This is a genomic window from Mesorhizobium sp. M0119, from assembly GCF_040322615.1.
In the GTDB taxonomy this organism is placed as follows: domain Bacteria; phylum Pseudomonadota; class Alphaproteobacteria; order Rhizobiales; family Rhizobiaceae; genus Mesorhizobium.
The window spans coordinates 154572-173352 of sequence record NZ_JAMYTU010000003.1; the positions used below are offsets into that span (position 1 = coordinate 154572).

General features: G+C 62.1%; 23 protein-coding genes and 2 tRNA genes. 5 read left to right on the forward strand and 20 right to left on the reverse strand.

The genetic code is table 11. From position 1 onward, the window contains the following. Window positions 1-90: 90 nt before the first annotated feature. From NKJ40_RS04385 to NKJ40_RS04430, 10 genes are all read right to left on the reverse strand, one after another. Window positions 91-166: transfer RNA gene (locus NKJ40_RS04385), tRNA-Phe, on the reverse strand. Between the two features lie 375 nt (window positions 167-541). Further along, entirely contained in the window at window positions 542-733 is a 192-nt protein-coding gene (gene yacG / locus NKJ40_RS04390; protein ID WP_352464926.1) for a DNA gyrase inhibitor YacG, read from the reverse strand. Further along, window positions 730-1359, reverse strand: a complete 630-nt coding sequence (locus NKJ40_RS04395) for a Maf-like protein (RefSeq protein WP_352464927.1) — start codon at window positions 1357-1359, stop codon at window positions 730-732. Before NKJ40_RS04395 ends, yacG begins: the two co-directional genes overlap by 4 nt. 25 nt (window positions 1360-1384) lie before the next feature. Continuing rightward, the gene (gene infA / locus NKJ40_RS04400; protein ID WP_006200926.1) at window positions 1385-1603 is read right to left on the reverse strand and encodes a translation initiation factor IF-1; all 219 of its coding nucleotides are present in this window, start codon (window positions 1601-1603) and stop codon (window positions 1385-1387) included. A gap of 89 nt (window positions 1604-1692) precedes the next feature. Next, entirely contained in the window at window positions 1693-2160 is a 468-nt protein-coding gene (locus NKJ40_RS04405) for an arsenate-mycothiol transferase ArsC (RefSeq protein WP_352465096.1), read from the reverse strand. Between the two features lies 1 nt (window position 2161). After that, window positions 2162-2647 carry a UPF0262 family protein gene (locus tag NKJ40_RS04410; RefSeq protein ID WP_292663977.1) on the reverse strand — a complete coding sequence of 162 codons (486 nt, stop codon included), beginning with the start codon at window positions 2645-2647 and terminating at the stop codon, window positions 2162-2164. A 2-nt stretch (window positions 2648-2649) separates the two neighbouring features. Continuing rightward, window positions 2650-3942 carry a histidinol dehydrogenase gene (hisD, locus tag NKJ40_RS04415; RefSeq protein WP_352464928.1) on the reverse strand — a complete coding sequence of 431 codons (1293 nt, stop codon included), beginning with the start codon at window positions 3940-3942 and terminating at the stop codon, window positions 2650-2652. Between the two features lie 4 nt (window positions 3943-3946). Further along, window positions 3947-4381, reverse strand: a complete 435-nt coding sequence (locus tag NKJ40_RS04420) for a DUF2948 family protein (RefSeq protein WP_352464930.1) — start codon at window positions 4379-4381, stop codon at window positions 3947-3949. 93 nt (window positions 4382-4474) lie between these two features. Continuing rightward, the gene (murA, locus tag NKJ40_RS04425; RefSeq protein WP_292662909.1) at window positions 4475-5767 is read right to left on the reverse strand and encodes a UDP-N-acetylglucosamine 1-carboxyvinyltransferase; all 1293 of its coding nucleotides are present in this window, start codon (window positions 5765-5767) and stop codon (window positions 4475-4477) included. A 159-nt stretch (window positions 5768-5926) separates the two neighbouring features. Continuing rightward, on the reverse strand, window positions 5927-6127 hold the full coding sequence (locus NKJ40_RS04430) for a hypothetical protein (RefSeq protein WP_352464931.1): 201 nt from the start codon (window positions 6125-6127) through the stop codon (window positions 5927-5929). A gap of 160 nt (window positions 6128-6287) precedes the next feature. Between NKJ40_RS04430 and NKJ40_RS04435 the strand changes: the two genes are divergently transcribed. Further along, window positions 6288-6362 (forward strand) — tRNA-Thr (locus NKJ40_RS04435). A gap of 775 nt (window positions 6363-7137) precedes the next feature. Here the strand turns inward: NKJ40_RS04435 and NKJ40_RS04440 are convergent. After that, the gene (locus NKJ40_RS04440; protein WP_352464932.1) at window positions 7138-7317 is read right to left on the reverse strand and encodes a hypothetical protein; all 180 of its coding nucleotides are present in this window, start codon (window positions 7315-7317) and stop codon (window positions 7138-7140) included. Window positions 7318-7451: 134 nt separating this feature from the next. Between NKJ40_RS04440 and NKJ40_RS04445 the strand changes: the two genes are divergently transcribed. Continuing rightward, entirely contained in the window at window positions 7452-7997 is a 546-nt protein-coding gene (locus tag NKJ40_RS04445) for a group I truncated hemoglobin (protein WP_352464933.1), read from the forward strand. A gap of 97 nt (window positions 7998-8094) precedes the next feature. Here NKJ40_RS04445 and NKJ40_RS04450 read toward each other — a convergent pair whose 3' ends face one another. From NKJ40_RS04450 to NKJ40_RS04485, 8 genes are all read right to left on the reverse strand, one after another. Continuing rightward, complete coding sequence (locus NKJ40_RS04450; RefSeq protein ID WP_352464935.1) at window positions 8095-8688, reverse strand: SOS response-associated peptidase; 594 nt, start codon at window positions 8686-8688, stop codon at window positions 8095-8097. Between the two features lie 84 nt (window positions 8689-8772). Then, complete coding sequence (locus NKJ40_RS04455; RefSeq protein ID WP_352464936.1) at window positions 8773-9030, reverse strand: hypothetical protein; 258 nt, start codon at window positions 9028-9030, stop codon at window positions 8773-8775. A 280-nt stretch (window positions 9031-9310) separates the two neighbouring features. Further along, window positions 9311-9838, reverse strand: coding sequence for a hypothetical protein (locus NKJ40_RS04460; RefSeq protein WP_352464938.1), 528 nt, complete (start codon window positions 9836-9838; stop codon window positions 9311-9313). A 329-nt stretch (window positions 9839-10167) separates the two neighbouring features. Further along, window positions 10168-10368, reverse strand: coding sequence for a CsbD family protein (locus NKJ40_RS04465; RefSeq protein ID WP_352464940.1), 201 nt, complete (start codon window positions 10366-10368; stop codon window positions 10168-10170). Between the two features lie 542 nt (window positions 10369-10910). Continuing rightward, the gene (locus tag NKJ40_RS04470) at window positions 10911-11792 is read right to left on the reverse strand and encodes a YihY/virulence factor BrkB family protein (protein WP_352464941.1); all 882 of its coding nucleotides are present in this window, start codon (window positions 11790-11792) and stop codon (window positions 10911-10913) included. Window positions 11793-11961: 169 nt separating this feature from the next. Next, window positions 11962-12366, reverse strand: coding sequence for a TadE/TadG family type IV pilus assembly protein (locus NKJ40_RS04475; protein WP_352464943.1), 405 nt, complete (start codon window positions 12364-12366; stop codon window positions 11962-11964). Beyond that, window positions 12356-12775: a TadE/TadG family type IV pilus assembly protein gene (locus tag NKJ40_RS04480; RefSeq protein WP_352464944.1), complete on the reverse strand. Its 420-nt coding sequence runs from the start codon at window positions 12773-12775 to the stop codon at window positions 12356-12358. Before NKJ40_RS04480 ends, NKJ40_RS04475 begins: the two co-directional genes overlap by 11 nt. Window positions 12776-12801: 26 nt before the next feature. Next, complete coding sequence (locus NKJ40_RS04485; RefSeq protein WP_352464945.1) at window positions 12802-14157, reverse strand: pilus assembly protein TadG-related protein; 1356 nt, start codon at window positions 14155-14157, stop codon at window positions 12802-12804. 164 nt (window positions 14158-14321) lie between these two features. Here NKJ40_RS04485 and NKJ40_RS04490 point away from each other — a divergent pair, with 164 nt between their 5' ends. Next, window positions 14322-15638, forward strand: coding sequence for an NAD(P)H-dependent oxidoreductase (locus tag NKJ40_RS04490; RefSeq protein WP_352464947.1), 1317 nt, complete (start codon window positions 14322-14324; stop codon window positions 15636-15638). Between the two features lie 286 nt (window positions 15639-15924). Here NKJ40_RS04490 and proC read toward each other — a convergent pair whose 3' ends face one another. Further along, complete coding sequence (gene proC, locus NKJ40_RS04500) at window positions 15925-16740, reverse strand: pyrroline-5-carboxylate reductase (protein ID WP_352464948.1); 816 nt, start codon at window positions 16738-16740, stop codon at window positions 15925-15927. Window positions 16741-17013: 273 nt separating this feature from the next. On the opposite strand from proC, the gene NKJ40_RS04505 reads away from it, so the two are divergent. Together NKJ40_RS04505 and folD are read left to right on the forward strand one after the other, a co-directional pair. Further along, window positions 17014-17667: a hypothetical protein gene (locus tag NKJ40_RS04505; RefSeq protein ID WP_352464950.1), complete on the forward strand. Its 654-nt coding sequence runs from the start codon at window positions 17014-17016 to the stop codon at window positions 17665-17667. 209 nt (window positions 17668-17876) lie between these two features. Then, on the forward strand, window positions 17877-18776 hold the full coding sequence (gene folD, locus NKJ40_RS04510; protein WP_352464951.1) for a bifunctional methylenetetrahydrofolate dehydrogenase/methenyltetrahydrofolate cyclohydrolase FolD: 900 nt from the start codon (window positions 17877-17879) through the stop codon (window positions 18774-18776). Window positions 18777-18781 lie beyond the last annotated feature (5 nt).

The window sequence follows — 18781 nt, forward strand, 5'->3', positions numbered from 1 at the left end:
CAATTCTTGCACGCCATCGACAATGCGCTCGGCGCGAGGTTGTCACCCATACAAACTGTTACCCACGTCTCCGGGCCGTACAGGGAAAAATGGTGCCCAGAGGCGGATTCGAACCACCGACACGCGGATTTTCAGTCCGCTGCTCTACCAACTGAGCTATCTGGGCCTGCTCCGGCGGGCGGCAATCTGCACACCGGGTTCATGAAAGCGCCGTCGGCACCCCTTGAAAGCGCGTGGGTTATAGCACGGGAATTCGGCCTGTCCAGCGCTTAGAGCATGATCCCGAAAAGTGGAATCCGGTTTTCGGAAAAAGATCATGCTCAGACAAAAAGCATGATCCCGAAAAGTGGAATCCGGTTTTCGGAAAAGATCATGCTCAAACAAAAAGCCAGAACCTGTTCCATCCGATTCTATCCGGGTGGAACAGGCTGGACATTGATTTCAGGCAGAAACGATTGGCCCTCAATGCGGGCCAGTTCACCGGCCGCGGTCAGGGCGGGCAAGCCGCCCCAAGCTTGTGGAAAACCGCAGGCGGACGGCGCTATTTCTGGTCGTCGTTGTCGTCCTCGTCGTCGCGGCCCGGGATGACGTAGACCCCCTTCAGCCAGCGGTTGAGGTCGATGTCCTTGCAGCGGGTCGAGCAGAACGGGTAGGTTTCGCGCGCCGATGGCTTGCCGCATTCGGGGCAGGGCCGCTTGGGACGCAGCGGCGTGACCTTGTCGTCCGGGCTCATATCCGCGCACCCGACAGCCAGTTGGCGTGCACCTTGAACCCTTCGCCGCCCAAAAGCGCTACCGTCTCGTAGAGCGGCAGGCCGACGACGTTGGTGTAGGAGCCGACAAGCTTGACGACGAAGGCACCGGCAAGCCCCTGGACGCCATAGCCGCCGGCCTTGCCGCGCCATTCTCCCGACGCGATGTAGGCCTCGATCTCCTCGCGCGGCAGCCGCTTGAACCGCACCCTGGTCTCGACCAGCCGCAAGCGCTGCTTGCCGCCCGGCGTGATCAGGCAGATGCCCGAATAGACGCGGTGCGAACGGCCGGACAGAAGCCCGAGGCAGTTTGCGGCGTCGTCGAGCGTCTCGGCCTTGGGCAGGATGCGCCGCCCGACGGCAACCACCGTGTCGGCGGCCAGCACGAAGCTCGGCAGGTAGTCCGTCTCGGTTTTCAGCGAGGCCAGCGCTTTCTCGGCCTTCTGCATCGCCAGCCGCTTGGCCAGCGAACGCGGGTGTTCGGCGCGCAGCGGCGTCTCGTCGACATCGGCCGGCAGCACGCGGTCCGGCTCGATGCCGGCCTGCTGCAGCAGCTCGATCCGGCGCGGCGAACCCGAGGCAAGCACGAGCTTCTGCAAAATGCCCATCGCGATCCCGGCCGGGTCCTTGAACTTACTTGAAGCGGTAGGTGATGCGGCCCTTGGTCAGGTCGTAGGGCGTCATCTCGACCAGGACCTTGTCGCCGGTCAAAACACGGATGCGGTTCTTGCGCATGCGGCCGGCCGTATGGGCGATGATTTCATGTTCGTTTTCGAGCTTGACCCTGAACATCGCGTTGGGCAGCAATTCCGTCACGACACCCGGAAACTCGAGGACTTCTTCCTTCGGCATTCGATACCTTTGCTTGGATGGGTACTTCCAGCGCCCCGGCCGGAAAGTTGCGCGGAACCTATATGATAAACGTCCGCTTGTGAACATGCTTAATCCGCGGCGTTTTCAGCCCCGTTGCCGAGAAAACGGCGGCCGATCCGCGCCTTCAGGCGCTCGCGCACGTCGCGGTAGGCGGCCATGATTTGCTCGCGCGTGCCGCTGACGCCGGTCGGGTCGGGCATCGGCCAATACTCGACCTCGACGGCCAGCGAGCGGGTTAGCTCGAGCGCGGTGTGGTGGGCTTCCGGCGCCAGAGTCACGATCAGGTCGAAATAGTCGTCCTCGAGGTCGTCCATCGTTCTCGGGTGCCGTTCGCCCAGCGACAGCCCTTCTTCGGCCAGCACGGCATCGACGAACGGATCGCGTTCGCCGCCGCGCACCCCGGCCGAGGCGACGAAGGTGGTGGGCGGAAGCACCTTGCGCGCCAGCAATTCGGCCATCGGCGAGCGCACGACGTTCATGCCGCAGACAAACAGGATCGAGCGGGGCAGGATCGGGCGGGGCAGCGGGGCGGCCAGTTCAGCCTCGCCAGTGCAGCACGCAAACCAGCGTGAACAGCCGGCGCGCCGTGTCGAAGTCAATCTCGATCTTGCCGGCAAGCCGGTCCATCAGCGTCTGCGAGCCTTCATTGTGTAGGCCGCGCCGGCCCATGTCGATCGCCTCGATGTGGCTGGGCGTCGCGGTGCGGATGGCGTCGTAATAGCTTTCGCAGATCATGTAGTAGTCCTTGACGATGCGCCTAAGCGGCGTCAGCGACAGGATGTGGGTGACCACGGCTGCGCCGTCCTCGCGCGCCACCGCAAACACCAGGCGCGACTCGGCCAGCGACAGTTTCAGCCGGTATGGCCCGGCGCCGTCGTCATTGACCGGCTGGAACCGGTTCTCCTCGATCAGGTCGAAGATCGCCACCGCCCGCTCATGCTCGACATCGGGCGTCGAACGGCCGATCGTCTCGTCGAGCTCGACATCGATCAGCCTGGCGCGGGTTTGGTCGTAGTCGGACATTTCTACATGTTCAGCCGGATGCCGACGGAGCGACCATGCGCATCGAGACCTTCCGCCTTGGCCAGCGTGATCGCCGCCGGCGCCAGTGCCCGCAACTGCTCCGGCCCGAGCTTCAGGATCGACGTGCGCTTGACGAAATCGAGCACCGAAAGCCCGGACGAAAAGCGCGCCGAGCGCGCCGTCGGCAGCACGTGGTTGGAGCCGGCGACATAGTCGCCGATGGCCTCCGGCGTGTGGCGGCCGAGAAACACCGCACCGGCATTGCGCATCCGCGCCAGGAAAGCCTCTGGGTCGTCGATGGCAAGCTCGACATGTTCGGCCGCGATGCGGTCGACCAGCGGCAGTGCTGCCTCGATCGTCGGCACCAGGATCACGGCGCCGAAATCGCGCCAGCTCGCCGCCGCCGTTTTTCCGCGCGGCAGGTGCTGCAACTGGCGTTCGACCGCCTGTTCGACCGCTGCGCCAAACGCGCGGTCGTTGGTGATCAGGATCGACTGCGCCGACACGTCGTGTTCGGCCTGGGCGAGGAGGTCGGCGGCGATCCAGTCCGGATCGTTGCTACCGTCGGCCACGACCAGCACTTCCGACGGCCCGGCGATCATGTCGATGCCGACCGTGCCGAACACCTGGCGTTTCGCCGCCGCGACATAGGCATTGCCGGGGCCGACGATCTTGGCGACGGGCTTTATCGTCTCGGTACCATAGGCAAGGGCGGCGATCGCCTGGGCGCCGCCGACGCGGTAGATTTCGGAAACGCCGGCAAGGTCGGCTGCCACCAGCACCAGCGGCGGCACCTCGCCGCCGGAGGCCGGCACCACCATGGCGATGCGCTCGACGCCGGCGACCTTAGCCGGCACGGCATTCATCAGCACCGAGCTTGGATAGCTCGCCGTGCCGCCCGGCACATAGAGCCCGACGGCCTCGATCGCCGTCCAGCGCGAGCCGAGCTCGACGCCGGCGGCATCGGTGTAGCGGTCGTCCTGCGGCAGCTGCCGCTGGTGATGGGCGCGGATGCGCTCGCGCGCGAATTTCAGCGCCTCGACCGTCTGCGGATCGGCTGCATCGTAAGCCTTGGCAATGTCGTCCCTGGAGACGGCGATGCCGAGCTCGGCCAGGTCGCCGCCGCCGAATTTCTGCGTGTACCCGATAAGCGCCGCGTCGCCCTCGGCGCGCACCTTGGCGATGATCTCGCGCACCACGGCGTCGACATCGGCCGAGACTTCCCGCTTGGTCAGCAGGAACGCGGCAAAGCGCTGCTCGAAATCGGCGTCGGACTGGCGAAGCATGATGGCCATCGGCTCAAACCCTGTGGACCGGGCGCGACGTCGCTTCCCAGGCGCCGCCGACATCGGCAAGCCGTGCCTCGATGCATTCGACATCGAGCATGATCGCGCCGCCGCCCGAAAAGATCAGCTCGACGATGCCGGCCGGCTTGTCGAGCGCGAGAAAGCTGATCGCCAGCAGCGACAACACTTCGTCGGGCTTGTCGCGGGCAATGCCGCTGGTCTTGGCGCCGAGCACCCGGTCGAAATGCAGTACGGCCTGCCGCCGCTCATTGTGCCGGCGCAAGAAGCCGGATTTCGCCTCCCACACGAAGCGGTTCATGGTCAGCACGAAGCGCTTGACCGAAGGCAGGTATTCGAGATCGCTGACCTTCATGACGGCATCCTGGACATGCGCCGAGATGATGCTCAAATCCTGATCGTCGAGCGCGACAAGCTTAAGGCCATTCATGCGGAATTCGCACCTGCGAAGGTTTACATTTGGCCTTCTGTTAGGCGGTCTTGGCGATCCGCGCAACCGGACCGCAAGCCTTGCGGAAAGGCTCTAGCCCGAAATGCGCTCGATCTCCGCGCCGCAGCCGGACAGCTTTTCCTCCAGCCGCTCGAAGCCGCGGTCGAGATGGTAGACGCGGTTGACCGTGGTTTCGCCTTCGGCCGCAAGGCCGGCGATGACCAGCGACACCGAGGCGCGAAGGTCGGTCGCCATGACCGGCGCGCCCTTGAGCTTCGCTACGCCGTCGACGATCGCTGTCTGGCCGGACAGCGTGATGTGGGCGCCTAGCCGGGCGAGTTCCTGGACGTGCATGAAGCGGTTTTCGAAGATCGTCTCGGTGATGCGCGACTTGCCCTTGGCCATCGTCATCAGGCCCATGAACTGCGCCTGCAGATCGGTCGGGAAAGCCGGGAAGGGCGCCGTCGTCACGTCGACCGGTGAAATGCCGGCGCCGTTGCGCCTGACGCGAATGCCGGAATTGGTCTGCGTGATCTCGGCGCCCGTCTGCGAAATGATGTCCAGCGCCGTCTGCAACAGGTCGGGCCGCGCGCCTTCCAGCACGACGTCGCCGCCGGTCATCGCCACCGCCATCGCATAGGTGCCGGTCTCGATACGGTCGGGGATCACCCTGACGCGGGCGCCCGACAGCGCCTCGACGCCGTCGATGGTGATGGTCGCCGTACCGGCGCCGGAGATCTTCGCGCCCATGGCGTTGAGGCATTCGGCGAGGTTGACGATCTCGGGCTCGCGCGCGGCGTTTTCGAGCACCGTCTCGCCCTTGGCCAGCGAGGCCGCCATCATCAGCACATGGGTGGCGCCGACCGAGACTTTCGGGAACACATAGCGGTTGCCGACAAGCCGGCCGTTCCTGGTCTTGGCGATGACATAGCCGGTGTCGACGTCGATATCGGCGCCCAGCGCCTGCAGGCCTTCCAGGAACAGGTCGACCGGGCGCGTGCCGATGGCGCAGCCGCCGGGCAGCGACACCTTGGCCTCGCCCATGCGGGCCAGCAGCGGCCCAATCACCCAGAACGAGGCCCGCATCTTCGACACCAGCTCGTAAGGCGCCGTCGTGTCGACAATGTTGCGGGCGGAGAAAGTAATGGTGCGCGAATAGCCTTCCTGCTGCTTTTCGCGGCGGCCATTGACCGAATAGTCGACGCCGTGATTGCCGAGGATGCGGATCAGCTGCTCGACATCGGCAAGATGCGGCACGTTTTCCAGCGTCAGCGTGTCGTCTGTCAGCAACGAGGCGATCATCAGCGGCAGCGCGGCGTTTTTCGCGCCCGAGATCGGGATGCTTCCGGCAAGCTTGTTGCCGCCGACAATTCTGATGCGATCCATGAAGAGCGTCCCCTCGGCCGAAAGGCCGGTTTAAATCGGTTGAGTCTGTTGCCGCCCATCTAGACCATTGGCCGGCTTGGTTCAAGAAACAGGCTATTCCCCCACTTTGGCCCACGCCGACTTGGCCAAAGTACCGGCGACCAACATAGCCGATTCGCGTTAATCTTCTTTCATCACCGCCTGCAGCCCCTCTGGCCGCTCGTCGGCGTCGCCGGTCCTTCGCGAGCGCGATTGCGCCTTGCGCTTCTGCAGGTTGGCGCGCAACTGCTCGGCCAACCGGTCCTTGCGGCCCGCTCCGGCCTTTTTCGCTGGATCGTCCTTCTTCGGTGGCTTGTTCGGAGAAACTATCTTGCCGTTCATCGTTCCGTCCCCGGCCGGCGACCCGCCGGTGCGGATCAAGGGATAGCCAACATTGTGGCACGGCCATGTCCGCAACAACCGCCTGGTGCGGCCTTTCAACCCGTCTTTGTCTTGGCCTTGCGCTTGCCGGTTCGATATGGCAGAAGCCCCGCCATCGGCGGCTGCGGTAGCTCAGTGGTAGAGCACTCCCTTGGTAAGGGAGAGGTCGAGAGTTCAATCCTCTCTCGCAGCACCATCGAATTCAGCATGCACCTGTTAGCGCCAACTGGTCGCTAGTTCCCCGGGCAGACTCCAGCATCAATCGAACCACACTGAAGCGATCGATGCATGCGCCATGATGCGCGCGCGGAAAGCATTCTGGTCTGCCCCTGCTGCAGGCGGCGGACCAAAGCTTGCAGTCGGGAACAATCACTCAACGACTCGCGTTTCTTGTTAGGGCGCGCATTTTGTGCACGGCAGCGGGCCTCGAAGGCTCGCAAATGTCGCGCCAGCGTTTCAATCGCACTCGCCTCAGCCCTCACGATTTGGCTATTTGTGAACGGGTGTTTGATCAGGTTTGCACAGATGAACACATTGACCCTCTAAGCCTGGATGCCGAAGCCTTGGCGGTGATGATTGTCGCAATCTTCCGAAACTTGACTACCAATGAGCGCGAACTGCTGGAGGAAGTTAGGTCTCTTCGTCGCTCAAAAGGCACAGAGAAGGCACACTAGCTTGGCGGCGTTCCGAGGCGAATTGGTCTGGTCCCGCTTTGGCACAGCCGTCTGGCATCTGAATTGCTCATTGAGACTCGCCAGAGTGTAGCCACCGAGCTTGCGAAGGGGATGAAAATGGGCTTAGCCGAAGACCTATCGGATGTCGCGCTCACATTCGAATGTCCGGATTGCTCGCATCCGGCGGTAAGAAAGGGCTCTGCACTAAGAACGATCGCGCACTTCAAATGCGACGGGTGCAACGCGAAGGTGCGGATCACCTATCCGCAGAAGCTAGCGATCTTCGAAAAGCATAGGCTATTGGCCGCAGGCGACCGCCGCCAGCGAGGCCAGGAACACTACGGTGCCCGCAACATCGATCGGGCCGCCGATGCGGCCGAAGTGGCTTCGCGACCTCTGCCGCGTGCAGCGACGCATGCTTAAGCCTTCCTCATCCGCGCGGCCGTTACGCATGTTGACCACGACAATGCCGTCCATCGGAATAATTCGGGCGAAGGGCTCGTTAGTTCCTTAGACGATGCTAAAATATGGCAACGTGTCCGAATGTCACTTCATGAAGCCCGCCAGTCAGGCTGCGGCTTGCTCTGGCCTAACCTCGAAGGGAACCAGGGATGAAAATTTCGACCTCTTTGACAAGACGAAGTGTTGTCGCCGCGCTGGCGCTGGCCGCCGCATCGACGGCGGTATTGCCTGCCGACAAGGCGCTCGCGCAGGCCAAGAAAAGCACATCTGAGAAAAGTCTGTATGAGCGGCTGGGGGGTGTGTTCGCCATCGCGGCGGTGATCGATCATTTCAGCGACGCCGTCGTGAAGAACCCGATCGTCGGCAAGAAGTCGAAGAACCCACAATTGCGCAAATGGCACACCAAGAACCTTGAAAGGTTGCCCGGCCTCAAGTTCATGCGCACGCTGTGGGTCTGCGACGTTTCTGGCGGGCCCTTCAAGTTCGTGGCCACCAAGCCCGGCACGACGCCGCTTGGCCTCGAGGAGGCGCATCGCGACCTGCGGATTTCCCCCGCGGAGTTCGATGAGGTCGCAGCGGAACTCGGGCGGACCTTGGATCATTTCAAAATTCCGAAGCCTGAGAAAACCGAAGTCTTGGAAGCTTTCGCCGCCCACAAAGACGAGGTCACCGCCGGCTACGTCAAGCGGGGCTGAAGCGCTTATGTCGTGCGGGCATTCGTTCTGAGCATGGCGCGCCTCGCCGTGACTATGCGGCGCGGCCGCAGCTCAGCGCGCAATTATCCGATGGTTCCTACTCCGATCCTGCCCGAGCTGTTTCCACACTGAGCGACCCCTCCGGCAGCGGTCGCAGGAGTTCAGCCTCGGACTTCGTCAGATGGATCCAGGCCGCCCAGTTCGATGGCGGGAGCACAACCACTTGCCGGTTGTGATATGGCGCGACATCCGGGCCTGGATCGGTCGTCAGCATCGTGAACGTCGGCGGCTTGTTGCCGACACGCTCGCGCCACAGCCCGGCAATCGCCATGAACGAATGGCCATTCAGCGTGAACCTGTGCTTGGTTTTTGGATATTTCGTTCCCGTGAATTCGAAGAATGCCGAGGCCGGAACGAGGCAGCGCTTGCTGTTGCCGAACTGTCGGCCCTCGGAGCGAAAGTTGAATACAGGTCCGCCTTTTGGCCCGGCCGGAGGAAAGCCGAACGTCATCGACGCCAGTTCGATTGTGTCGCCGGCAGCCCGCATTACGGGCGCGGGGTCGTTGATGTGGATGTCATCTGCCTGCGGCAGATCCAGTTCGGTTTGATGGCTGGGGATTTTGAGCGCCAGCGATTCCATCATCCGGCAATATTCGGCCCAGGCGATGTGCTGCTCGTAGTCATTGCACATGAAAGGGCTCCGCACGCTCGATCGAGATCAGTTCAATATAGCGTTTATCGGTTGGCGCCGATTGCTGGCGGATTTGATATAGGCCTATTTGGGCCGGCGGGCGGCAGCGATGGCCTGCAACAGATTGATGCTGTTCACGTCGGGTTGACTGGATGCGGCAACGGCAAGTGCGGCGGCCTCGGCTATTTTCGCGACGTCGTCGCTGCTGATCGTTCCGCGCTTTTCCAGCAGATTTACAAGTTCGACAACGAGAAGAAAGGCGTTCACGCCATATCGCTCGGCTTTGAGCTCGAACTCGCCTCGAGCCAATCTCTCCGTGTCTCCTTCAGCCCGTTTGTCCACGTTGGCGTCCTCTCCCATGGCTACAAGCTATTAACGCTTAGCACGAATGGTTTAATCCTTCGAACTGGCCACACACCTTCGCCAGTTGCCAATTTGCCGGAGCTCGGCACCGTGTCGCCGATGGCAAGGGCATGGGTTCAGCCAAGGATGAGACCAGCCAACAGAACGGTAAGAATAAGGGACAGCACGACGGCAAGCAGCCCGCATGCCTCCAAAGTGTTGGTTTGCCAAGCTTTCGTCGGGCGTTTCCGGCTTGAATTCCCGTTTCGCGAAACAAACTTCATCGGGCACCAGATCGGACGCGGAGCCGGCTTGAATTTGGCAAAGCGCTCCTCTTCATCGGCCCGGTAGGCATCTCCGCGGAACTCCGGAGCACCGTATGCGCGGCGCCGGCCTGCTTTTCATCGACGCGGGCCATCACCAGTACGACACCCTCTGCGATCTTCGGCTTGCGCGGCTTCTGGGCAAAATTGGCAAAAGTTCCGAGAAGCACGCCGGCAAAGCCGCCCCACGCCGCACCGACCAGGGCCATGCCGGCCATCCCCGCAGGATCAACGCCTTGAGCTCCAAAAGCGCTAAAACCGGCCAACAGACCAGCCGTCGCGCCAAGTGCGGCACCAGCAATCGCACCCCGCCAGAGAACGCTCACCTCATCATCGTAATATCCAGCAACGCTGATCGGTTCATCGTTATCGTTGTAAGATCCGACGACGCTGATTTGCCGGCGACGAATCCCGGCGGCCTGAAGCCTGGCAACGGCACGTGCCGCCTGGGCATGGGAATTGAACAGTCTGCTGATGGTTTGCATTTACGCCCAGGCCCGACGCTCGTTCGGAGCGTCGGGCCTCTCCTCCCTGGCTTGAACTCTTCCGCCGGGACGCATCTTCGTCGCGCCAAAGCTCACCACAACGTGAGCCGGCCGGCTACGTTCCTCAGCCGGGGCTTCGGTCCAATCCTGGAGTATTTTGCTTGGGACCTAAGTCTGACCTGCTTGAGCGCAACGATTGTGAGGCCACGCCGACCTAAAGGTTCCTTGCGGGCCACGCTGTCGAAGAGCCCACCGCACCAGTCGGCACGGCGGGCGGCGCAGAGTTTCACCTCGGTGGTGGGCAGCAGACGGCGTTGCGCGCCCAAGGCTCAGCTGATGCTTCTGGACCAGTCATCTACCTGGCGCTCAGCCTCTTCCTTGGCGATGCCATATCGCTCCTGGATACGTCCCAAGAGCTGCTCCCGATTGCCCTCGATCCGATCAAGATCGTCGTCGGTGAGGTCACCCCACTGCTCTTTCGCCTTGCCTTTGAACTGCGTCCATTTTCCCTTGATTTGATCCCAGTTCATATATTCCTCCTTGCTTCCTTGGCCCGCACTGAAGCGGAGCGCGGACCGATCGGCATTTCAATGTTGGTTACGAATGAAGATTAGCAGCCGCTAAAAGTTCCGGTGCCGGCGCAAAAAGCCCGCCGTGCCCATGCCGGACTGCGAGCTGATGTTGATGATGCCCAGAGCTTGATGCTCTCTTGCAGCGCCATCCTATCCCGTTGAAGTCGCTGAGCTTCTGCCTGGCTGGCTTTGGCTGGCGAGCCTCGAAAGGCTGCCCGGCAGCATTGTTCTGTCCTTGCCGATCATCAGCACGCCGCTGTCGGGGGCTAGCAGTGCCGAGAACGGCAGTATCGCCGCGCCGATCGGCGAGGCCTCGGGGCCGAATTGTCCCGAGACGATTTCCGGCTACTGGCGAACATGGTCCGTTGGCTCGCCGGCAATGAATGAGAAAGCCGGACACCAGGTTGGCCAGTGCAGTTCGCCTGCCGCGATCTCCGGTGCCGCGCGAGGCGGCGGTGACCAGCACCACCTTGCCGGCGAGGTCGAATTTCGGCGTGAACTCATTTGTCACGCGATTCCACCTTGTTCTTCAAATCGGTCCGGCTGCCGTGTCGGACCGAATAGGCTCGCGTGAATTCGGCGCCCAGCAGAAATATCTCCGCCGAATAATAGACCCATAACAGCACGACGAGCAGGGCGCCGGCCGCGCCGTATGACGACGAGATGGCGCTGGTTCCGATATACCAGCCAATCAGCGACTTGCCGATGGTGAACAGAAACCCGGTGACCACGGCGCCGAGGCCGACATCGCGCCATTGCAGGCTGCGGTCCGGCAGCACCTTGTAGATCGCGGCAAACAGCAGCGCGATCAGGGCAAAAGACACGATCCCGTTGATGGCGCTCAGGATGATGGTGCCGAACGGCAGATAGGCGTTGATGACGTCTCCGAGCGCCGAAATCGCGGCGCTCGCAACCAGCGACACCAACAGCAGAAAGCCGAGAGCGGCGACCAGGCCCAGGCTTGCGATGCGTGCCCGCACCAGCCGTGAAATCGTTGCCCCGCTCGGTTTGACTTTCCAGATTTCGTTCAGCGCCAGCTGCATTTCGCCGAACACGCCGGATGCGGCAACGAACAGCGTGACCAGCCCCAGAATGCTGGCAAGGGTTCCCGCTTCCTTCTGCGAGGCGTTTTCGATCGTTGCCTGCAGCAGCTCGGCGCTTTGCGGGCCCATCAGGCCGGCGATCTGCGCCGAAAGGGCGAGTTGCGCCGCCTCATGCCCGAAGGCCATGCCGGCGATTGCGACAACGATGAGCAGGATCGGCGCAAGCGAAGTCGTGGCATAAAACGCTATCGCCGCCCCATGGCTCAGCGCATTGTCATCGATGAAGCCGAGGACGCTCTGCTTGAGAAGCCTCCAGCCCTCTGCTGCCAAAATCCACATGTGGGCCTCGCATGCTGTCAACAAACAAGTAGCGGCGGCGCAGCATTAGGCGAGGTGGGGCTCGGCCGGAACAAAGCCGGCAACGGCACGCTGTACAAGGCGATCGCCTATAAAGGCGGCGTGCAGCGAACATCCGCGAAATGTGCCGCTCGACTGGCCGGGGACGTGCTCACGATGCAATCAGGGGAACTGTGACAGTTGTCTGATAATTTATCGGATATCGGTCGAAATACGGGAACTCGATTACGAACGCATATTGGGCGGTCAGATGTGCCATGCGAAAGCCGCCGCTGGGGGCGTCGATTGCTATTGTCACCTCGACGTCTTTCAATCCCAAATCCAGTAATTTTTCCGTGGCAATGGCTTGGATCTGGGCCTGCGTCAGCGAGTTCTTCATTTGCAGCGCACGTGACGACGTTTCCAGCGTGTACCGAACACTCGACATAGCATTTAGAGCCCAGCCGAATGCAAAGATGCCGATCAAAAGCATTATCAGAAAAGGCGCGATCAGCGCGAACTCTAATGCAGCTCCGCCTGATGCATCCCCCGTGAAAGCTCTCGACTTAGCGGACACGAATCACCTGTTGATGACTGAGTTCGCGCGAGAAGGAAAACGCGCCAAAACTGAAGGGCGGTGACCAGGTGGCTGTCGCCTGTATTACGAGGAAGACCGAGGGGGCTTTCAAAGTGTCGCACAGGATCGATGGATCGGCCACGATGTTCCCGCACATGTATTTCCGGCTCACTGCCACCTGCGCGCCATCAGGATGGTTTTCCCAGCTCGAAAGAGCGACAGCTTGGATAGTCGTATCCTCGACTGCTCCTTGCATCACGAGGTTCGCCGCGGTTTTGACGCCTGCACGCATCGACAATGCGCTCGAGACAAAAGACCAGCCGTCGATGATGCCAAGAAGTACCAGGCAAAGGATGGGCAGAACCAGCGCAAACTCTACCGCGGCAACACCCGAATCACTCCGGAGCATCCGGACTTGTAGCCGATCCACGAAAACTACTCGACAAGCTGAACGGTTTGCGTGGCCGGAATGTCTCGCATTCCAAGGCTCGTGCAATCCTGAATGATGTTTGCGTTGCCGGACCATTGCACGGTACTGGCGACGACCTGTGTGCAACCACCTTTGCCCGAGAAATTGCCGAGATAATTGACGCCCTGTGTTGGAAAATACAGAGCGCCGGTCAATAGCGAATCCGCCGTGCCATTAAACGTGTTGGATCCCGCCAGGTTGGCTCTGTCGCCATAGAACAGCACACCTGAATAGGTGCCCGACGTCGGTGCGCTGAGCTTGACGGTCGCCGTGCCGTTCATGCTAACGCCGGAGGTACCGGCCAGATAAATGACGACACCCTCTCCGGAAATATTTGCATTCGAGCTCGCTTTGAAATCGCCTCCCTCAATGACGTATATCCCGGGCGAGAGGGTTACATTGCCGCTCAAGCTGAGCCCCTTGCAGTATGTTCCAGGTTGCAAGGTTGACTGATTGTCGTTTTGACAAGGGTTCGTGGCCGGCGGCGCCGGCAGGTCGGCAAAAGGATCAGCAGCGGGCAGCGCCTGAGTTATCAGGCTGGCGCAAACGGTCTTCACGACGTTGCTCAACGAAACACCGCCTGCCGATATCAGGCAATCGACATCAAGGCTTGCCGATCCCTGAAGTTTGATGGCGTCCGGAGCTATCGAATTCGACATGACGGAGCAGCCTGTCAGTTTTGTGGTCGAACTGCCGGAAAAGAGCGCCGCTTTCGAAGCGGAAGGATCGACCGTCAAGATGCAGGCTTTTGAAGCATCCGTAATAAGAGCCACCGCCCTTGCTTGTGCGCCAACTGTGTTTTGCGTGAATATCGACGTAAAGAACCGATCGAGGTTCTGATGAACGACTACCTCAACCGCCTTTTTTCCGACATTTGGACCGGCTGACGGAGGCGAGAAGACCTCTATTGTACCTGCTGACGGTCCCCAGCCGTTCGTGGTCGCTGACGCTGTCGCTGCGGAGACGATCTTTGGCGTGTCGGATCCCGAAACCTTTTCCAAAGCGCCAGCATAGGCCGCCGCATCCGCCACCGCTTGTAGCTTCAGGCTGCTGTAATACCAATAGGAAGTCTCGATACCGAGGCCCGCACCGCCGACGACAATCGGCAAAGATAGAGCAAAAATAGTAGCAACGTTGCCGCTCTCGCCGATCGGTCGCATAGCGCGGAAAAAACACCTAGAAATGCGGGCACGCCAGTCCATTTCCCTATTAAAGCAGGATTGCATAAAAGAATGACTAAGAATTTCCGTACATTTCTTGGCTGCGGTCCATCCGGGCTTAACGGTCCGTTCCGCCGCTTCAACGCGGGCCTTTGGCGCCACAGGACCCTCTTTAGTCCTTCGGCCGGGTGCATGTCTTCATAGGAACAATTCTGGTTTCCGGGGTCATGCGCAAGAAAAGATCGCCGCGGCCGGTTTCGATTGGCAATGGGTTGCCGTTCCCTGCTATTCCCGCTTCAAATCAAAAAGCAGTGGACGTTTCCAGTATGACCAATGTCGCATTGACCGGGCTTGCCCGCGATCTTGCCAAGCGCGCCGCGGAGGGCCGCCCGGTGCGCATCGGCGTCATCGGTTCGGGCGAGATGGGCACCGACCTGGTGACGCAAGGCATGCTGATGCCGGGCATTTCGGTTTGCGCGATCTCGACCCGCCGCCCGCATACGGCACGTGACGCTATCCGCATTGCTTATGGCGACGAGGCGATGGCAGCCGAAGCGGACAGCGCTTCGAAGGTCAGCCAGGCGATCGAAAGCGGCAAGATCGCCGTCACCTCGAACGAGATGCTGGTCACCAATCCGCTTATCGATGTCGTCATCGATGCCACCGGCAAGCCCGGCGTCGCCGCCGATTTCGACCTGATGGCGATGCAGCACGGCAAGCACCTGGTGATGATGAATGTCGAGGCCGACGTTACCATCGGCTGCTATCTAAAGCAGCAGGCCGACCGGCTCGGCGTCGTCTATTCGGTCGGCGCCGGCGACGAGCCGTCGAGCTGCATGGAGCTGATCGAGTTCGCCTCGGCGCTCGGCTACACCATCGTCTCCGCCGGCAAGGGCAAGAACAACCCGCTCTACCACGATGCCGTTCCGGACGACTACCGCGCGGAAGCGCTGCGCCGCAACATGAATCCGCGCATGCTGGTCGAGTTCGTCGACGGCTCGAAAACCATGGTCGAGATGTGCGCCATCGCCAACGCCACCGGGCTGGTGCCCGATGTTCCCGGCATGCACGGCCCTAAAGCCGACCGTGACGAGCTGGTCAAGGTGCTGATCCCGCGCGAGCAGGGCGGCATCCTGTCGAAGAAGGGCGTCGTCGACTATACCGTCGGCAAGGGCGTGGCGCCCGGTGTCTTCGTCATCGTCGAAGCGACGCATCCGCGCATCATCGAGCGCATGGACGATCTGCATATCGGCCACGGCCCCTATTACAGCTTCTTCCGGCCCTACCATCTGACCTCGCTTGAAGTGCCGCTGACGGCCGCTCGCATCGCGCTCTACGGCAAGCCTGACATGGTGCCGCTGCCGCGGCCGGTGGCCGAGGTCTGCGCGTTGGCCAAACGCGATCTGGCGGCGGGCGAGGTTTTCGACGCGATCGGTGAGACCTGCTACCGCTCCTGGACCATGACGGTCGAAGAGGCCCGCGCCCATCGCGCCGTGCCGGTCGGTCTGCTCGAAGGCGGCAAGGTGCTGAAACCGGTTCGGAAAGGCGAATTGCTCACCGCCGACAATGCCGCGCCCGACCCGACGACCAGGCTGTTCGCCTTGCGCCGGCTGCAGGACGAGATGCTGTATGGGGCGGGGTAGGTGCATCGCAGAAACTTTGACGTCGGCGGGACAGCGCCCCTCTCTGTCCTGCCGGACATCTCCCCCACACGGGGGGAGATCGGACGTCACGCCAGCTTTCGCCAATCTCCAACATCGCAGTTCGTGAGCGGAGCGCCCAAACTGCCAATCTCCCCCCTCGTGGGGGAGATGTCCGGCAGGACAGAGAGGGGCGCGAAGGAGCGCCGCGTAGCGGCTTTTCTACAGGCGGCTATTGCCGCTGAAACGCACGGCAGACCATCGCCGCCGACCGGCTCCCCCAAAAGCCCTACTTCCCCAGCTCTATCGACCGCAGCCGCGCCGCTTCCACCGCCTCGGTGAGCAGGCGCGTCAGACGGTCCTCGCCCATCAGCACCGCAAGGGCGGCAGCCGTGGTGCCGTTGGGGCTGGTCACCTGCTGCCTGAGCACGCCAGGCTCCTCGCCGCTTTCGGCGGCAAGCGAGGCGGCGCCGTAGACCGTTTGCATGGCCAGGAGCTTTGCGACCTTGCCAGGCAGGCCGGCCTTCTCGGCCGCCACGGTCAGCGCTTCGATGAAATGGAAGATGTACGCCGGCCCCGACCCGGAGACTGCCGTCACCGCGTCCATCAGGCCCTCGTCGTCGATATCAGCCACTTGCCCGCTCGCCGAAAGCAGGTCGGCGACAAGGCGTTTGGTGTCGTCGGAAACCAGCCTGTTGGAAAACACCACCATCATGCCCTTGCCGATCGCCGCCGGCGTGTTGGGCATGCAGCGCACGATCGGCGCATGGTCGCCGAGAATGCCTTCGAACGTGGCGACCGGCGTCCCGGCGGCGATGCTGAGGAAAGTGGTTCGGCCATCGTTGAAGCGGATGTAGCCAGCCGTCACGTCGCGGATCACCTGCGGCTTGACCGCAAGGACGACGAGGGCCGGCACGGTATCCGCCGGGATGGCGCCGGCATCCGCGGCAGCAGCGCAGCCCAGTGCTTCGGCACGCTTGCGCAACTCGGCATTGGGCTCGACCACGAACACCGCAGCCGGAGCGAGCTTGCCGGCTTTCAACCAGCCCGAGAGCATGGCGTAGCCCATATTACCGCAACCGGCGAGAACAAGCCTGATCGTCATCGAAAGCCTCCCATAGAGATGGCTTCCCCATAGACGTTCGCGGCAGGGCGGGGAAGCCCTGTTGGGACTGTGATCACGCTGAAACCCCGGACCTTGCTATTGGGATGCGCATGTAGTCGCGCAGCCGCGCGGCGACCAAATTAACCTTTTATTTCCTGTGCCTGTTTAGCATCGCTTAACCAGTGGCGGTCGCTACGTCCCAGCCCGAGGGGGAAAGCTCCAGAAACCATGGCTTAGAGGAATAATCGTGAACACTGGAGGAACGAGCGGTCTTTGCTGTCGTTCGTCGAGGCAGCGCGCGACGGGGACGAAGCGTCGCTGGTTTCGCTAGAGGACCGTGCAGGCCCGTCATGGCGCGAGGATGCCGCCACACGCCATCGTCTCGCCCGCTCGCGCCGCGAAGCTCGTGCCAGTCCGATCCTGTTGGCAGCCGCCGGCATAAGCCAGCCCCATCCTGATGAGCCAAAGGCCGGCACCATGCTGATGGAAGAGGCTGCAGCTGCCGATGTAGTTTTCGACCCCGCTGGCTCCCTTGGCGGCCCCGATGCCGGTTCCGCCGAGGACAAAGCGTACCGGGCCGCGCGTACGGGTCCGATCGGCGTAGTGTTGTCGGCGCTGAGCAGGCTCATTCCCGGCAGAGCGCCGGAGGAGATGGCGTCCGGCGAGACTTCCGCCGCCACAAATTCCAGCGCAGCGATGCCGCCTGCCTTCTACCCGCAGCCGCTCTATGCCGGACAGGCACCTTACCCGCAGCAACCCACGCCGCCGCATTCGGCCCATGCTCAGGCCTGGTCGAAGGCGGCAAATCAGGCCTCGGACGCCGCCGATCAGCAAAGCCAGATCGAGGAAATCCGCGCCAGCCTGCGCGAATTCCGGGAGGCGGTTCGCGAGCTCACCGAAAACCGCACGCATCGCCGCTATTTCTGAGCGTCGAATAAAACATGCCGGTTTCGAGTTAACGGCATGGGACGGCGCATTGACGGGATTGCCCGGCTCGATTTTCGTGAAAATGCCGCGCTGCATGTCCGCCCGCCAGCGCATGGTTCTGGGCAACGACCTGCATAAAAACATATCTGGAGCACGCCGCATGGATGCTTTAACGCGGCAGGCTTAGCAATAGGCGTCGAGGGTGATTCATGGCTGAGTTGATTGACGGAAAAAGCGTCGCCGAAGACGTGGTGCGGCGGGTCAAGACCCTGACCGCCGAACTGGCGGAAAAGGGCGGGCGGCAGCCCGGTCTCGCGGTGGTCATCGTCGGCGAGGATCCGGCGAGCCAGGTCTATGTCGCCTCCAAATCCCGCACCGCCAAGGAATGCGGCTTCCATTCGGTTCAGCACACGCTGCTGGCCGAAACCTCCGAGCCGGACCTGTTGAAGATCATCGGCCAGCTCAACGCCGATCCGGCCATCAACGGCATCCTGGTGCAGCTTCCGCTTCCCCGCCATATCGATTCCGGCAAGATCATCCAGACCATCGCGCCGGAGAAGGATGTCGACGGCTTCCACTTCATCAATGTCGGCAAGCTCGGCACCGGCGAGCTCGAGACCGCCTTCGTACCTTGCACGCCGGCCGGCTCGATGCTGCTGATCGAACGCGTGCGCGGCAAGGACCTGTCCGGCCTCAATGCGGTCGTCGTCGGGCGTTCGAACATCGTCGGCAAACCGATGGCCAATCTTCTGCTTGCCGCCAACTGCACCGTGACCATCGCACACAGCCGCACCAGGGACCTGCCGGCGCTTGCTAGCACCGCCGATATTCTGGTCGCAGCCGTCGGCCGGCCTGAAATGGTCCGCGGCGACTGGGTCAAGCCTGGCGCCACCGTCATCGATGTCGGCATCAACCGCATCGCCGCACCTGAAAAGGGCGAAGGCAAGACCCGCCTCGTCGGCGATGTCGCCTTTGCCGAAGCAGCGAAGGCGGCCGGCGCCATCACGCCGGTGCCTGGCGGCGTGGGGCCGATGACCATTGCCATGCTGATGGCCAACACGTTAGCTTCCGCCTACCTCGCAGCCGGGTTGAAACGGCCTTCCTTCTGACCAGA

What these genes read in the sequence shown, in the direction of transcription:
- NKJ40_RS04480 (WP_352464944.1), bottom strand. Translation starts at nt 12,775, where the DNA reads ATGCTCCGGAGTGATTCGGGTGTTGCCGCGGTAGAGTTTGCGCTGGTT.
- NKJ40_RS04395 (WP_352464927.1), bottom strand. Translation starts at nt 1,359, where the DNA reads ATGGGCATTTTGCAGAAGCTCGTGCTTGCCTCGGGTTCGCCGCGCCGG.
- NKJ40_RS04470 (WP_352464941.1), bottom strand. Translation starts at nt 11,792, where the DNA reads ATGTGGATTTTGGCAGCAGAGGGCTGGAGGCTTCTCAAGCAGAGCGTC.
- folD (WP_352464951.1), top strand. Translation starts at nt 17,877, where the DNA reads ATGGCTGAGTTGATTGACGGAAAAAGCGTCGCCGAAGACGTGGTGCGG.
- NKJ40_RS04450 (WP_352464935.1), bottom strand. Translation starts at nt 8,688, where the DNA reads ATGTGCAATGACTACGAGCAGCACATCGCCTGGGCCGAATATTGCCGG.
- NKJ40_RS04440 (WP_352464932.1), bottom strand. Translation starts at nt 7,317, where the DNA reads ATGGACGGCATTGTCGTGGTCAACATGCGTAACGGCCGCGCGGATGAG.
- NKJ40_RS04490 (WP_352464947.1), top strand. Translation starts at nt 14,322, where the DNA reads ATGACCAATGTCGCATTGACCGGGCTTGCCCGCGATCTTGCCAAGCGC.
- NKJ40_RS04430 (WP_352464931.1), bottom strand. Translation starts at nt 6,127, where the DNA reads ATGAACGGCAAGATAGTTTCTCCGAACAAGCCACCGAAGAAGGACGAT.
- murA (WP_292662909.1), bottom strand. Translation starts at nt 5,767, where the DNA reads ATGGATCGCATCAGAATTGTCGGCGGCAACAAGCTTGCCGGAAGCATC.
- infA (WP_006200926.1), bottom strand. Translation starts at nt 1,603, where the DNA reads ATGCCGAAGGAAGAAGTCCTCGAGTTTCCGGGTGTCGTGACGGAATTG.
- proC (WP_352464948.1), bottom strand. Translation starts at nt 16,740, where the DNA reads ATGACGATCAGGCTTGTTCTCGCCGGTTGCGGTAATATGGGCTACGCC.
- hisD (WP_352464928.1), bottom strand. Translation starts at nt 3,942, where the DNA reads ATGGCCATCATGCTTCGCCAGTCCGACGCCGATTTCGAGCAGCGCTTT.
- yacG (WP_352464926.1), bottom strand. Translation starts at nt 733, where the DNA reads ATGAGCCCGGACGACAAGGTCACGCCGCTGCGTCCCAAGCGGCCCTGC.
- NKJ40_RS04460 (WP_352464938.1), bottom strand. Translation starts at nt 9,838, where the DNA reads ATGCAAACCATCAGCAGACTGTTCAATTCCCATGCCCAGGCGGCACGT.
- NKJ40_RS04420 (WP_352464930.1), bottom strand. Translation starts at nt 4,381, where the DNA reads ATGAATGGCCTTAAGCTTGTCGCGCTCGACGATCAGGATTTGAGCATC.
- NKJ40_RS04465 (WP_352464940.1), bottom strand. Translation starts at nt 10,368, where the DNA reads ATGAACTGGGATCAAATCAAGGGAAAATGGACGCAGTTCAAAGGCAAG.
- NKJ40_RS04410 (WP_292663977.1), bottom strand. Translation starts at nt 2,647, where the DNA reads ATGTCCGACTACGACCAAACCCGCGCCAGGCTGATCGATGTCGAGCTC.
- NKJ40_RS04445 (WP_352464933.1), top strand. Translation starts at nt 7,452, where the DNA reads ATGAAAATTTCGACCTCTTTGACAAGACGAAGTGTTGTCGCCGCGCTG.